We start from the raw sequence: 13,859 nt of genomic DNA on the forward strand, positions 1-13,859 counted from the left end.
GGTAAAGGCGCGTTAAGCGCATTACGATTTGGGGGTCTCGATGTATAACGATGTTTTTTCCGGAAGCCGGGTTTGGGCAAGCCTGGGTAAAATCCTTTTGGCTGGTACAGCACTTGTTGTGTTAAGCCCTGTCGTCCCGGAAATGGCCAAAAAGGCAGTCGCGCAGCAAACGCAGCAACCAATTTCGGTTCCGGCAGGTCCGTTGACGCCAGCACTCAACAGCCTTGCTGCACAAACCGGGTTACAGATTCTCTTCGATGCTTCCATCGCCCAAGGCAAAACGACCTCAGGCGCCAGTGGCAATCTGACTGCTCAACAAGCACTGGATTCCGTGCTGGTCGGGACAGGTATTGGTGCCAGATTTGCGGGAACCAACCGGGTCACACTTTCTTCTGGATCCAACCTCACAACAGCTCCTGCCGCGGACGGAAGTACCGTGCTTGATGCCATAAAAATTTACGGATCACGCAACGCAACGACGCTTCAAGGTACGACAAGCAGCGTCGGCGTCGTGAACGCTGAAAACCTGGTAGACAGCCAAATACGCACCACCCAGGACACCTACCGTCGCATGGCAAACGTGCTGGACAGCGCCACGGTCAACGCCGGTTTCGTCATCCGCGGCATGAGTTCTGAAGGTCTTGTCCCGTCCGGTGGACCGGCTGGATCGGTCTATGTCGATGGCATCCTCCAGACGCGATACAATGCCCGCTTCGGTGCGCGTAACCTCTGGGATGTCGAGCAGGTTGAGGTCTATCGTGGCCCACAGTCAACGCTTTCCGGCCGTGCAGCCATGACCGGGGCGATTTACATCAAGTCCAAAGATCCGACGTTCGACAAAGAAGTTGAGCTTTCCGGCACGATAGGTAGCGATCATCTCGCAGGCACTGCCTTCATGGTTAATACTCCTGTTATCGATGACCAGATCGCTTTGCGCATCTCGGGTGCCTTCGAGCGTTCATATGCCCAGCCCGATTATTCGGATTTCAGGATTTTCGGCAATTACGACGAACTGACGACCGATATTAGCGGTGTATTGCGGGCTAAGGTGCTGATCACACCATCAGAAATGCCGGACACCCGCGCACTGTTGACCTATTCTTACTCAAAAGATCGGCCGAACGACGCCCTTGTGGGCCTCTATACGGGCCGCGGCGACTTCAACAATTCCCCGGTGACGTATACGGAGTATCGCTGGACCGAGACGCACAACCTAGGCCTCGAGGTCACACATGATTTCTCAGATGCGCTGCGTCTCACATCCCAGACGGGTTACCAGTACGGCATCAACAACCGGCGCTCGATCGATTACGGCACTGAGGGTGTGATCAATGGAATCACCGGCGAAGACGATAATTCAATTTTCACGCAAGAGTTCCGGTTAAACTACGAAGCCGATAGCTGGAAATGGGTTGCCGGCGTCTACGGTAGCCACGAAGTGTGGGACGGCGCAACGGATATTGTCGCATTCGACCTGTATCAGCAGAGCGATACACAGAACCGCAGAACATCCAACTTCGCGGTCTTCGGTGAAGCGACCTACGAATTTGCACCGACCTGGTTTGCAACACTGGGCGGGCGCCTGGACTATCTGAAAGATAGGGATCACCAGCGCAACTATTTCGGCCTTATCGATCCCTCAGCGGTGCTGACAGGCGATCCATCGTCCCTTGCCGAGCTGAATTTTGTGCCGAAGGTCGGCCTTTCCAAGGAGTTCGGTGACAACCAGATGGTCGGCCTTACTTACACGCAGGGCTTTCGTTCAGGTGGCTCCTATTTCGACCGGGTGACCGGCGAACTGGGAACATACGATCCGGAATACTCTCAGAACGTTGAACTCTCTTACAAGGGAACGCTTCTTGAGGACCGACTGACGCTGAACGCCAATCTTTTTTACACGAAGTACGACGATCAGCAGGTTGAAATACGCCCTGATCCATCCATCCCGGGCTATCGCATCACTTCGAACGCTGCAACGTCGCGGGCCTGGGGTTTCGAGATCGAGCCAACTCTTGAGGTCACAGATGAATTTACCGCATTCATGTCTATCGGCTACCTGAACACTAAGTTCATCGATTTCAACCACGCAGCACTTACGCTGCCACAAGACGGTAAGTCGTTCCCGGAAGCTCCAGAATGGAGTGTGGCTTTGGGTGGACGGTATGAGTTCGAAAACGGCGTCTTTGTCGGAGCCGATGCCAAGTACACGACGAGCTACAATTCGCGCTTCGGCACGAATGGCATGTACAAGATAGATCCGCGCTTCATCCTAAATACGCAAACTGGCTTCAAGAAGGACAATTGGGAGGTTATCGCCTTCGTGGAGAACCTCACGGATGAGAAGTATTTCACGATCGTGGATCCTGACTATTCCCTGCCGTTCGGCCAGGCGGGCAAGGGTCGCTCATTCGGACTGAATGTCCGCGTCAAGTTCTGATAACCGCTGTTGTGGGGTGTCATACCCCACAGCCATTTCAGCCCTAAGAATGAAATGACGTCTGTAATGCGCTTCTGTTTTGCCCTCATTATTTTTCTGATGAACACCTCTTTTTCGCATGCCGCATGCGAAGGCAAAGAGATCAGTGAGGATGTTTACAATGGTCCTCTCTGCATCCCTAAAAATGCGCAGAGGATTGTGACACTTGATCCGCTTATCACTCTAGGCATGCTCCTTGAACTTGGTGCTCCCGTCGTTGCGACGCCTTATATGGCGATCCAGGACGATGGGGTGATGAAGAGTGTAAAAGACCGTAATTTGGTCGACTTGGGCAATCCCAGAGAGCCAAGTCTCGAGAGGGTTGCAGCGCTGAAACCCGATTTGATTATCGGCTCTGCCGAAGCCCATGGACAGATTTACGATACTGCAGCGAAAATCGCCCCTACGGTGCTTTTCAAGCACATGGACTGGAAACAATATCTGCAGCGCTTGTCTGAGGTCGCGGGGCGTGAGGGAACGGCAGACCAGGCGCTACTAGCATATGAGAGGCGCGTCTCCAGCATTCGAGAGCGAATGGCGAAGACTGATCTGACAGTATCGACTGTGCGTTTCGCACCCGGCCGCTTCGTGGTTTTCGTTGATGGTCCAGAAGCCTATGCGCCTTTTGCCGTGCTTCACGAAGCCGGAGTGAAACGCACGTTATACGAAACAGTGACAGACGGCACTATCGTGAAGCGTCCGGATTGGGAGGAACTGGCCAGTCTGGACGGCGATATTCTGCTCTATGTTTCGGCCAGCGGCTTTGAGAACGATGAAGACGACAAACTGGAAAAGGATGTCGTGCAAAATCCACTTTGGCAGCTATTGCCTGCTGTGCAGAGCGGTCGGGCTTATCGGGTCGATCGTGGGCCATGGCAAAGCTTTCACGGTCTTGCGTCGGCACATCGCATTCTTGATGACATTGAACGTCATATTCTGGACAGCCAATGAGGACGGGAGCCCGCACGTTAGTTGGGCGGAGGATGTTGGCTTTGTTTGTGCTGCTGTTCCTGCTGGCGCTAGGCTGTCTTCTGGCCATCAGTGTCGGCACAACGTGGATGCCCGCGAAAACTGTGATTGCTGCACTCGTGCATTTCGACGGGTCGCGTGATCACATCCTGATCATCGCCATCAGGCTTCCACGTGTACTGACCGCAATCATCGCTGGAAGCGCCCTCGCAGTGTCAGGCGCCATCATGCAGGCAGTGACCAATAATCCACTTGCCTCACCCGGTCTGCTTGGAATCAACGCCGGCGCTGCATTTGCCGTCGTAACCATGATGACACTAACCGGGTCAGGTAGCGGTTCAAGTTACATATGGTTTGCTTTCGGTGGAGCAGGAGCTGCCGCCGTTGTCGTTTACGCACTCGGTTCCCTGGGCGGCATCGTTCATCATTCCCTTGGCCTTATTCTCGCTGGTGCTGTCGTTACCGCTTTCCTTACGTCACTGACCGGGGCGGTTCTGATATTCGATCAGAGCACACTTGATGCCGTACGCCTATGGACGGCTGGATCGGTCGCCGGTCGGACATTAGCTGAGATACTGGATGTCGCCCCCTATGTAACAGTTGCGCTCGCTGCGTCCTTGTTCATCGGCAGGCATTTGACAGCTCTTAGTCTCGGCCCGGACGCTTCCCGCGCGATTGGGCAAAACACCGCGTTGTGGCGTGGTGTGTCTGTCGTCATCGTCATGCTCCTTGCAGGAGGAGCCGTGGCGCTCGCTGGCCCGATTGGCTTTGTCGGCCTTATTGTGCCGCACATTGTTCGCTTCATGGTCGGCGTTGACTACCGCTGGATTTTGCCATTCTGCGCCATGGGTGGCGCCTTCCTCCTGGTGATAGCCGACATGATGGGACGCACCTTGTTCGCGAGCCAGAGTTTTCCGGTTGGAGTGACGATTGCGCTGGTCGGCGCACCGTTCTTTCTGTGGCTTGCACGGACAAGGGTGAGGGCGGAAACGTGATCCGGGTCATTTCCGTATTTACGTTGCTGCTGACACTCCTCATTGCCGCAAGCCTTACCTTCGGCGACATCTCCATCTCATGGCGTGCAGTTTTTGACGTGCTATCCGGCAGTATCGATGCCAGCCGACAAGACGTGATGATTGTTCTTGAACTGCGACTGCCGCGTGTTCTTCTTGGCATCCTTGTTGGAACGGCGCTTGCAACAGCAGGCACGATCACGATTGCCGTCCTGCGTAATCCTCTAGCGGAACCTGGAGTCCTTGGAATTAATGGCGGCGCCGCTGCTGCGGCGATGGCGGTTATTGTTCTGATGCAGGACCCGCCTGTATTTCTATTACAGGTCGCGGGATTTTGTGGCGCAACCATTATGGCAGGGACTGTTTTTCTCTTCTCATGGCGTGGTGGAACATCATCCCTAAGGATCATCCTGATTGGCGTGGGATTGGGTGCGCTTGCCAGTGCGGTCACTACTTTCCTGTCTGCCTTTGGTGAGATTGGTGATGTACAGCGCGCGATGATCTGGCTTTCTGGAAGTGTCTATGACGCCAATATGCTGAAGGTTCGGCTGTTATCGATCTGGCTCGTCGTGCCGATCATACTGACGTTTCTTCTATCGTCCGAACTGGATCTCATCCGCTTTGGTGACAACGCCGCACGAAGCCTGGGCCAGCCGGTTGATAAAATGCGCGGTCTTTTGATCTTTATCTGCGTAATGATTTGTGGCGCAGCGGTTGCAGTGTCTGGACTGATCGGGTTCGTCGGTCTGATAGGACCCCACATTGCCACCCGCCTGGTCGGTCCAGCACACTACAGAATTATACCTGTGGCAGCCCTCGTCGGAGCTTGCCTTGTAACATCGGCAGATCTGGTGGGCCGTGTGATCATAGCACCAGCACAACTGCCTGCGGGCATTGTCACAGGCCTCATCGGAGCACCATTTTTTGCATACTTGATCTGGGGACGCCGCCATGACCGTGGATGAGAAAACGCCGCCTGCCAAGCTGGCTGGATTTGATGTCCATATTGCCTATGGAAAACGCTACGTTGTCGAGAATTTTGATCTCGCCGTGCCGCCGCGCCGTTTCACTGCTTTGATAGGGCCGAACGGGAGTGGCAAATCCACTATTCTGCGTACGTTCGCGCGCCTTATGCCTGCGACAACTGGCACTTTGCTCCTGGACGGTCACAACATCTCTCAGCTCTCTACGAGGGAGACAGCACGGCGCATCGGTGTTCTTTTGCAAGGACCGGTCGCACCGGAGGGGCTTACTGTCACTGATCTTGTCCAGCAAGGACGCTATCCCCACCGGTCTTTATTTGCGCGGTGGTCCAGCGAAGATCAGTCTGCCTGCGAAGAGGCGCTGACACTTACCGGTATAACCGACCTTGCCGATCGTTCCTTGGACAGCCTGTCGGGCGGACAAAGACAACGCGCATGGATTGCCATGACACTCGCCCAGCAAAGTGAAGTCCTTCTACTCGATGAACCGACAACCTATCTCGACCTTGAACATCAGATCGAATTGATGAAACTCGTGACGATGCTTGTTGAACGCCAGGGCAAGACCATTGTTGCGGTTTTGCATGACATCAACCAGGCCGCCCGCTATGCCCACAACATCGTCGTCCTCAAGGCTGGGCGTATCATAGCGTCCGGAAATCCGGGAGAGGTTATTTCTGCCAAGACAATCACTGAGGTGTTCAACGTAGACACTATGATCATGCGCGATCCGGTTGCCGGAACACCGCTGTGCATACCGCTCTAAGGCGAACCGTCTATGTTGCGGTGATGGAAATATCACACCGCTGCAATTTTTTCAGATGTCTGGGCATGGTCAGCGCTGTCTGATCGGAACAGGTCAAATGAAAATCGACCAACAAAATCAGGCATAAAGATGAATTTTAATGTCATGATTTAAAGCGCGTAGAAATTCGTACTGATGGATTGTTTTAACTTGTTGTCCTTGCACGATTTTTTCTGAACCTGTAGCGTTCAGAACCATAGGACATGATGCCGTCCTGACGATATTGTTGCTTTGGGAAACGAGTATTATGTCGAGCTCTTCCACTTCACGGATGTCTTGGGACAGTCTTGATGGCAGTGATTTGCTGAACAGAGCAATCGAAGAGCACTATGCCGATATCACTGGTGCCGTGCTGCGCCGCGGGCATCCGCGCTCGACGGCTCAGGACGTTGTTCACGATCTTTACATCAAGCTATCTACTAAGCCGGAGGTCCTTCGCAACAAGCGGTCTGTGAAGGCGTTCCTTTGCCGAGCGGCTATCAATCTCGGTTTTGACAGACTTCGTCGTGAAAACATCGAGGCACGGTTGTTTTCCGGCTCCGAACAGGAGGCTCTGGCGGTCGCCAGCGCGACGCCAGCTCCTGATCACCTTCTGCAGATCGAGGCACGCGTTGCCATATTGCGTGAGGCTATCGCCCAGTTGCCGGAACGCCGTCGCGTTGTCTTTATCCTGCACCGGCTTCATCATCTGACACCGGACCAGATCTCCGTGAAGCTCAACATTTCACGGAACATGGTGGACCGACATTTGCGACGTGCCTTTGCGCACTGCCTTGATCGCCTCTTGCAAGTCTAGCCCGCTTCACCTGATCCCCGAAATGTTCTAAATGAGCCGTAGTCCCAATTCGGTATAGCCAAGCGTCTATACGATAGAGGACACAGGCTGGAGAGGGATATGCCAGGCAACCGGGCGAAAGATGCCCAACGAAAACGCAACCGGGAGGCTGCGGACTGGATTTTGCGTAACAGCGACCCCCGCCAACCAGCGGAAGAAAAGTCGCGTTTTCAGGCATGGCTAAACGCCGATCCGCAAAACTGTCGAACATACAATGCGGCCGAACAGCTTCTGGGTGATGCCCAAACTGCCATTCAGTCTGATACCGCGCTTTCCAACATTCGTATAAAACCCCGCAGTCCTGTCAAACCTGTCGTCATAGCGCTGTTTTTTCTCGCCATTGCTGGCGCCACATTCCTCTCGCTTGATGGCCCCATCAGAATGCAGGCGGATGTCGTTGCAGGCGTCGATGAAATGCCAGTCGTCACATTACAGGATGGATCGACGGTTCAACTTAACTCCTCATCAGCCATCGCAGTCGATTTTACTCCAGAGCGACGTGTCGTGCGGCTCCTGCGCGGCCAGGCCTATTTCGAGGTTGCCCATGCACCGGAACGCCCGTTCAGCGTCGATGCAGGCCCAGCCCGGGTGACAGCTCTAGGCACCGCCTTTGACGTACGTTACAGCGACACCGACCTGCAGGTGAGCGTCACAGAAAATGCTGTGATGATTGAACCGGAAATAGGTAATTCCGGCTCCCTGCAGATTCACGAAGGTGAACAAGCGCTTGTGGACCGCCGGAGCGGTAGCTCCGTTGTTCAGCGTGTTGATAGCAATGTTGCACTATCCTGGCGGCGTGGCCAGATCGCCGTCGATAATGCGCCGCTGTTCAAGGTCGTCGAGGAAATCGGTCGTCATTTCTCCGGCAGGATTGTCATTGCGGGCGATACAGTCGCTAATCGCCGGGTCAGTGGTACGATTAATGTCACCGACACCGAGTCTGCCCTGTCCTTTCTTCGCGCAGCACTAGGCGTAAAAACAACTCGGGTAGGACCCTTCATACTAATCCGTTCCTGAGGATGTAGCGACATTGTTTTGAGAAGCCTGCGCCAAAAGCAACGCTGCTCAGAGTTACCGACCACGGGTTGTCATAGGGGCATTCGGAGAAATTGGCTAAGCAGGACAACGGCTTTGACGCCGGGAGAGTTCGTATCGAATGTATGAGGCTAAGCAGAGTGTGTGTTATCTGTTTTATATCCCGCTGACCTAGTCCGGCCCAATAATACCTTTGGCCCGCATTCTTCAGCATGGCGAAAGACGGCGCCAGAAGCCTCAAAACGAACTTAGATTGGCAGCCTTTTCCCTAAATCCTATCGGCAAACAGCCGGTCGAGTTCCCGCGCCAACTGTTCTTGCGTATACGGCTTGCCAAGCCTTGCAACGTCAAGATCCACTCCGGGCGGCAGTTCTGCATAACCGGAGGCGATTAGGATCGGAAGCTTCGGGACAACATGGCGGACTGCAACAGTCAAATCTGCGCCGGTCATGCCAGGCATGGAATAGTCCGTGATGAGGAGGTCAAAACCGCTGCCATCCCCAAGATGTTCCAATGCCTCTTTCCCTGAGTGCGCTTCCACGACGTCGTGACCGAGGTCCATCAGCATATCAGCTGAGCTCATCGCTATGAGAACGTCATCGTCAACCAGCAATATCCGTTTCGGTCCTGAAGAGCTGACGGTTGGGTCGACGGTTGCCTCAACGGCTGCGGATTTTGTGGTGATGTCGGATGTGGCAACGGGAACCCACAATTCTGCTCTAGTACCTTTGCCCAGTTCGCTTGTCAGCTTGAGGTCACCTTTCAGCTGGGACGCCAGGCCGTGGATCATCGAAAGGCCAAGACCGGTGCCCTTTCCCAATTCCTTGGTCGAGAAAAAAGGCTCAACAGCTTTCTGCAGTGTGTCACGATCCATACCGTAACCTTGGTCAACCACCGAAAGGACGACGTAATCGCCTGCCGCAAGCTCGCCGGACGGGATGGCCTGGTGAGCACCGTTCAGGCCAATGCGGATCTCGCCTCCATCGGGCATGGCGTCGCGGGCGTTAACAACGAGATTGAGGAGCGCCAGTTCAACCTGGTTGGCATCTGCCGAGACCAGAGGAAGATGATCCGGCACATCAGTTTTGATCACTATTGTCGAGCCGACGGATCGTTTCAGCAGGTCTTCCATTCCGGTGACCAGCGCGAGCATGTCGACCGGGTCAATGCGCAGATCCTGCCGACGCGAGAAAGCCAGTAGCCGCTGGGTAAGCGAAGCGCCGCGTTTTGCACCCTGTTGAGCACCCTCAATCAGGCGGACCGCTCTTGCATCATCGCCAACGTACTTTCGCAGGAGTTCAAGATTGCCGAGTACGGCCATCAGCAGGTTGTTGAAATCGTGCGCCACGCCGCCAGTAAGTTGGCCGATCGCCTCCATCTTCTGAGCCTGGCGAAGTTGTTGCTCGGCGCTCTCCCGCTGGTTCACCTCTGCCATCATTCTGGCGTGGGTCTCTTCCAGTTTACGGGTCCGTTCTGCAACGCGCTCTTCAAGAACCTCGTTCAGTTGTCGCTGGTGCTCTTCCGCTTTCAGTCTTGCGGTTATGTCGGCCGAGACGCCGACGAGCTTTATGGCCTTACCTTCGCGGTCTCTGTAGAGCTGGGCGCGGATCTCGGCCCAATGGACAGAGCCATCACTCCAGATCGTGCGGTATTCTATGGCGTAGTCGGCGCCGGTTTCAATGGTCGTTCGAACGGCCAACTGCATCCGGTCGACATCCTCCGGATGGATAGTGGCTAACAGATCCGTGTAGGAGAACTCCTCGGTGGCACTGCGACCAAATATTGATCGAAAGGTCGTCGAAGTGATCAGTTCACCGGTTGCAAGATCGAATTCCCAGGCCCCCAGTCTGCCGGCACTGAGGGCCGTTTGAAGACGTCTCTCGCCTTCATCAAGAGCCTCTATTCTAGCTCGGGCATCGAATTGTCGGCGCCGACCGCGCATAGCGGACAGCGCAACGCTTATGAAGGTGGTTGGGTGAAATGGCCGTTCAATGAAGCTCACGTTGCCCAGAACTTCAGATAATCTTGCCGCAGCCGGATTTCGTTCAGGTCCACCACCACGGTTTGTGAGGATGACGAACGGAAGGTCAGACCAACTGGGCTGCGCCTCGATCCAGGCAGAAAAACCTCTCAGATCGGCAGACCGAAAAGCCTCCTCTGTCACAACTGCGAAGGCGATGTCGTCACTCAACTTCGCCACAAACGACGCAATATCACTCACTGCGGTGGCGGCCACCCCAGCTTCTTTCAGGAGCGAAACTGCAATCTCCGCGTCACGGCCGATAGGAGCGTAAACCAGGGCGCTTGTGTCGCTGTTAGGAATTGTTGCTACCCTCACCGGTCATTGGAAGAAGAGGGTTTTGATCCCCCACAAAGTTAGGGACGCCACGGAGAATTCCCTGAAAGGCCGAAAGCGGCTCGCCGAGCGTTAGTCCGCTACCGGATATTTTAAATTCACGAATAGTATCTTCGTGTGGCCCGGTGCGTTTCTTGATCACCGATACTGCCCGCCGAACTTTTCCCAGTGCCTCGAAATACCTCAGAAGAATAACGCTGTCTGCAAGATAGGTAACGTCAACAGGCGATTTCATGTCGCCGACCAGACCATGCTGCGCAACGGTCAAAAAGGTATTTGCACCCTGCCTGTTGAGGTATTGCAAAAGTTCATGCATGTGCAGGATGAGAGCATTCTCTTCCGGCATCGCAGCCTGATAGCCATTAATGCTGTCGATTACGACCGTCTTGGCTTCATAGGTCGAGACCCGGTCACGAACACGCTGCGCAAATTCACCCGGTGACAGTTCGGCGGCATCCAGTTGCTCTATGTGGATATGGCCTTGTGCGTGGAGTGTTTCCAGGTCGATGCCCATGGACTTGGTACGGGCATAAAGCAGGCCAAGCTCCTCGTCAAAGATAAAGATCGCGGCTTTTTCCCCACGCTGGATTGCGGCGTTCACGAACTGCAGGGCAAACAAGCTTTTGCCGGTGCCTGCCGGCCCGATAAGCAGTGTACTGGATCCGCGCTCGATGCCTCCGCCAAGGAGATCGTCGAACTCGGGGAGACCGCTGGATAAGGTGGTTCGCTCGAAACCGGTCTTGTGCTCAATTGCACGAAGCCGCGGAAACACCGAAACGCCGCCGGTCTTGATGACGAAATCATGATAGCCACCACGGAACGACTGTCCGCGATATTTTATGACCCTCAGGCGACGACGTTCGGAACCGTAATCTGGAGCCAGTTGTTCGAGATAGATCACGCCATGGACAACGCTGTGCACAGTCTTGTCGAAATTTTCCGACGTCATGTCGTCGAGCAACAGGACGGTGGCATCCGAACGTGAAAAGAAGTGTTTCAAAGCAAGAATCTGTCGGCGGTAGCGCAGCGAACTTTGTGCAAGCAAGCGGATTTCGGAAAGACTGTCTATTACGACGCGCTGAGGCTTGATGCGATCAAACGCCTCGAAAATCATTCTTGTGGTTTCACCGAGCTCGAGATCCGAGGAATAGAGCAGACTTTGCTGCTGGTCGGCGTCGAGAAGGCTTTCTGGCGGTACGAGTTCAAAGATTTCGATCTCGCTACCGATTTCCATACCATGTGATTTTGCACAATCACGCAGCTCTTCGTTCGTCTCCGATAGGCTGATGTACAGACAGCGCTCGCCGAGTTTTGCGCCTTCGATGAGGAACTGCAGGGCGATTGTCGTTTTGCCTGTCCCTGGAGATCCCTCTAAGAGGAATACGTGCCTGCGAGTTAAGCCACCGGAAAGAACATCATCCAATCCCTGCACGCCTGTTCTAGCGCTCTGACTTAAAATCTCGTCCATGTTTCCTCCGCACTTCCTAAAATACTTAGATACAGGTCTCAAGAGAATCAAGGCTGGAGTGGCAAGCCGGATTGAAGAATAGGAGATTATGTAACTTAAGCTAAGACAAAAACCGTGCTGTTTTACCGCTACGAACTCTGGTGGACGGATTTGTCCTCTGACTGATCCAAGGCTCCTGTGAGGGGAACGCCCGGTTGGCGCTTCGGATAGAGCGCGGCCATCGCTGCGGGGCGAAAAAGGGAGACAGGGGTTTAAAAATTTGTTTTTGTTTCATTCGCGTCCTCATTTCATCTCTGAGGAGATCGTCACTTCCCAAGCTGCAAAGACATCAAATTGCAAACAAGATTTCAGGATCCCGTTCAGGTCAAAGCGCCTGTTGGGTATCGGTGGTATAAGGCACTCAGACGGGGAGCCCTTTGGCGTGATTTAGGGATGGAGGCAAGCCCAGCGGACGGTTCACCTGCCTTTCGCCAAGAACGCCACTGGCGTCCATGGCCGCTCCGACCAATTGGGTCGCGATGTGTACGTGCTCAAACTCCCGACAGAATTAAAGCGCCTGCTATCTGCACAGCGCAACCGCGAGGCGCTACCTTATCGCACGCCGCCGGCATCGATGTGACTTTGCATTTGCGTGCGCGGAGATCATGTTACCAAAGCACAGCGGGATCGGCGCGCGCCTATATCGCTTCAATCGCACCATTTGTCGTCGTTGACAGAGGCATCCTGCGCCGCTTCTCAATGTGTAAGCCTTTGGTCTTGGTATCACAAAGCCTGCATAGGCCATTGATAACCTTAGTCCGGCCCGCTAGTCCTGAAAATAGTGAGTGGCATCTGTCAAAAGAGATTTACGATGAGCGCATCAAGGTCGCAGCCTGAATGGAGTGCAGACGAGCTTAGCCGGGCTATTAAATCGGCGGGGGTCGCGCTTTGGACCTGGATGCTGGACGACGATACGTTCGTCATGGACACCAAGGCATACGAACTTTGGGACATACCAGAAGAAACGGATCTCAGCTTCGAGCATCTTTCAGCGAAGGTCCATCCTGCGGACAGAGACCGCGTCAGGGCGGCGTTTGTTGCCACTCGTGCGATTGATGGGCCCTTTGAAATCGATTTCCGCATCCTCACGACCGCCTCTGATGTCCGATGGATCTCCGCGCGTGGCCAGGGGAACGACGGCGATACGGCAACAAAAAAAACGACTGGAATTTTTCTTGACGTAACGGGGCGCAAGCAGGCGGAGGAAAGCCATGAGCTGCTCGCCGGTGAGATGAGCCACCGCGTTAAGAACCTGCTCGCTTTGGCTTCCGGCCTCACGAGCATCACGTCGCGTTCAACTGAAACGAAGGAGGAGATGGCAAAGCAGTTGACGCAGCGCCTTACCGCACTCGGACGGGCCCATGAGCTTGTCCGCCCGCTTCCGGATGGTCAGGGGCGCGCGGCTTTGCTGGGTGATCTGTTTAGTGTGCTGTTGGCGCCATACGACGACCATGGTGCTTTCGCTGGGCGTATCCGCGTTGCAGTTCCACGCATGGGGCTTGGGGAGAGGGCCGCGACAAGTCTTGCGCTCATCATTCACGAACTGGCAACGAACTCGCTGAAGTATGGTGCCCTTTCAAACGAAACGGGGTCCCTCGACATTTCCGGGGCATCAGCCAAAGACGACATCGAGATCGTTTGGAGCGAGCACGGCTGTGATGGTGTTGGTGCGGCGAAGACTGCCGAAGGCTACGGCAGCAAATTGCTGCATCGAACCGTCTCAGGGCAGCTGGGAGGGTCAATTGACTTTAACTGGGTTGAAGGGGGAGTTGTCGTGACGCTCCGGGTAAAGGAAAGTCGGCTAACAGCCTGAATGTGAAACGGTTGGTCATACCAACAGGCTAACGGTATCTTCTCGCCTAGGGGTTGCCGTTGTTGGA

At 54.6% G+C, this 13,859-nt stretch carries 10 protein-coding genes; 8 read left to right on the plus strand and 2 right to left on the minus strand.

The genetic code is table 11. The features are described 5' to 3' along the window. Positions 1–202 precede the first annotated feature (202 nt). The 7 genes from IB237_RS17975 (at position 203) to IB237_RS18005 (ending at position 8,098) form a co-directional block, all read left to right on the plus strand. Positions 203–2,437: a TonB-dependent receptor gene (locus IB237_RS17975; protein WP_246788068.1), complete on the plus strand. Its 2,235-nt coding sequence runs from the start codon at positions 203–205 to the stop codon at positions 2,435–2,437. 54 nt (positions 2,438–2,491) lie between these two features. Then, entirely contained in the window at positions 2,492–3,427 is a 936-nt protein-coding gene (locus IB237_RS17980; protein WP_192490070.1) for an iron-siderophore ABC transporter substrate-binding protein, read from the plus strand. A gap of 32 nt (positions 3,428–3,459) precedes the next feature. Further along, on the plus strand, positions 3,460–4,440 hold the full coding sequence (locus IB237_RS17985) for an iron ABC transporter permease (RefSeq protein ID WP_246788070.1): 981 nt from the start codon (positions 3,460–3,462) through the stop codon (positions 4,438–4,440). Next, positions 4,437–5,423, plus strand: coding sequence for an iron ABC transporter permease (locus tag IB237_RS17990; RefSeq protein ID WP_192490072.1), 987 nt, complete (start codon positions 4,437–4,439; stop codon positions 5,421–5,423). Before IB237_RS17985 ends, IB237_RS17990 begins: the two co-directional genes overlap by 4 nt. After that, complete coding sequence (locus IB237_RS17995) at positions 5,410–6,207, plus strand: ABC transporter ATP-binding protein (protein ID WP_192490073.1); 798 nt, start codon at positions 5,410–5,412, stop codon at positions 6,205–6,207. Before IB237_RS17990 ends, IB237_RS17995 begins: the two co-directional genes overlap by 14 nt. A gap of 286 nt (positions 6,208–6,493) precedes the next feature. Further along, positions 6,494–7,042, plus strand: coding sequence for an RNA polymerase sigma factor (locus tag IB237_RS18000; protein ID WP_192490074.1), 549 nt, complete (start codon positions 6,494–6,496; stop codon positions 7,040–7,042). 99 nt (positions 7,043–7,141) lie between these two features. Beyond that, positions 7,142–8,098, plus strand: coding sequence for a FecR family protein (locus tag IB237_RS18005; RefSeq protein ID WP_192490075.1), 957 nt, complete (start codon positions 7,142–7,144; stop codon positions 8,096–8,098). A gap of 286 nt (positions 8,099–8,384) precedes the next feature. Here IB237_RS18005 and IB237_RS18010 read toward each other — a convergent pair whose 3' ends face one another. Then, entirely contained in the window at positions 8,385–10,454 is a 2,070-nt protein-coding gene (locus IB237_RS18010) for an ATP-binding protein (protein ID WP_371815351.1), read from the minus strand. Further along, the gene (locus tag IB237_RS18015) at positions 10,432–11,940 is read right to left on the minus strand and encodes an ATPase domain-containing protein (protein WP_192490076.1); all 1,509 of its coding nucleotides are present in this window, start codon (positions 11,938–11,940) and stop codon (positions 10,432–10,434) included. Before IB237_RS18015 ends, IB237_RS18010 begins: the two co-directional genes overlap by 23 nt. Before the next feature lie 850 nt (positions 11,941–12,790). Here IB237_RS18015 and IB237_RS18020 point away from each other — a divergent pair. Then, positions 12,791–13,792 (plus strand): sensor histidine kinase, encoded by a 1,002-nt coding sequence (locus IB237_RS18020; protein WP_192490077.1) that lies wholly within the window; start codon positions 12,791–12,793, stop codon positions 13,790–13,792. The last annotated feature ends 67 nt before the right edge of the window (positions 13,793–13,859 follow it).

The sequence above is a fragment of the Agrobacterium sp. AGB01 genome (genome assembly GCF_014851585.1).
Classification (GTDB): Bacteria; Pseudomonadota; Alphaproteobacteria; order Rhizobiales; family Rhizobiaceae; genus Agrobacterium.

Bases quoted from the DNA above. Each gene is read 5' to 3' on its own strand.
- IB237_RS17980 (WP_192490070.1), top strand. From the start codon at position 2,492: ATGACGTCTGTAATGCGCTTCTGTTTTGCCCTCATTATTTTTCTGATG.
- IB237_RS17985 (WP_246788070.1), top strand. From the start codon at position 3,460: ATGTTGGCTTTGTTTGTGCTGCTGTTCCTGCTGGCGCTAGGCTGTCTT.
- IB237_RS17995 (WP_192490073.1), top strand. From the start codon at position 5,410: ATGACCGTGGATGAGAAAACGCCGCCTGCCAAGCTGGCTGGATTTGAT.
- IB237_RS18000 (WP_192490074.1), top strand. From the start codon at position 6,494: ATGTCGAGCTCTTCCACTTCACGGATGTCTTGGGACAGTCTTGATGGC.
- IB237_RS18005 (WP_192490075.1), top strand. From the start codon at position 7,142: ATGCCAGGCAACCGGGCGAAAGATGCCCAACGAAAACGCAACCGGGAG.
- IB237_RS18015 (WP_192490076.1), bottom strand. From the start codon at position 11,940: ATGGACGAGATTTTAAGTCAGAGCGCTAGAACAGGCGTGCAGGGATTG.
- IB237_RS18020 (WP_192490077.1), top strand. From the start codon at position 12,791: ATGAGCGCATCAAGGTCGCAGCCTGAATGGAGTGCAGACGAGCTTAGC.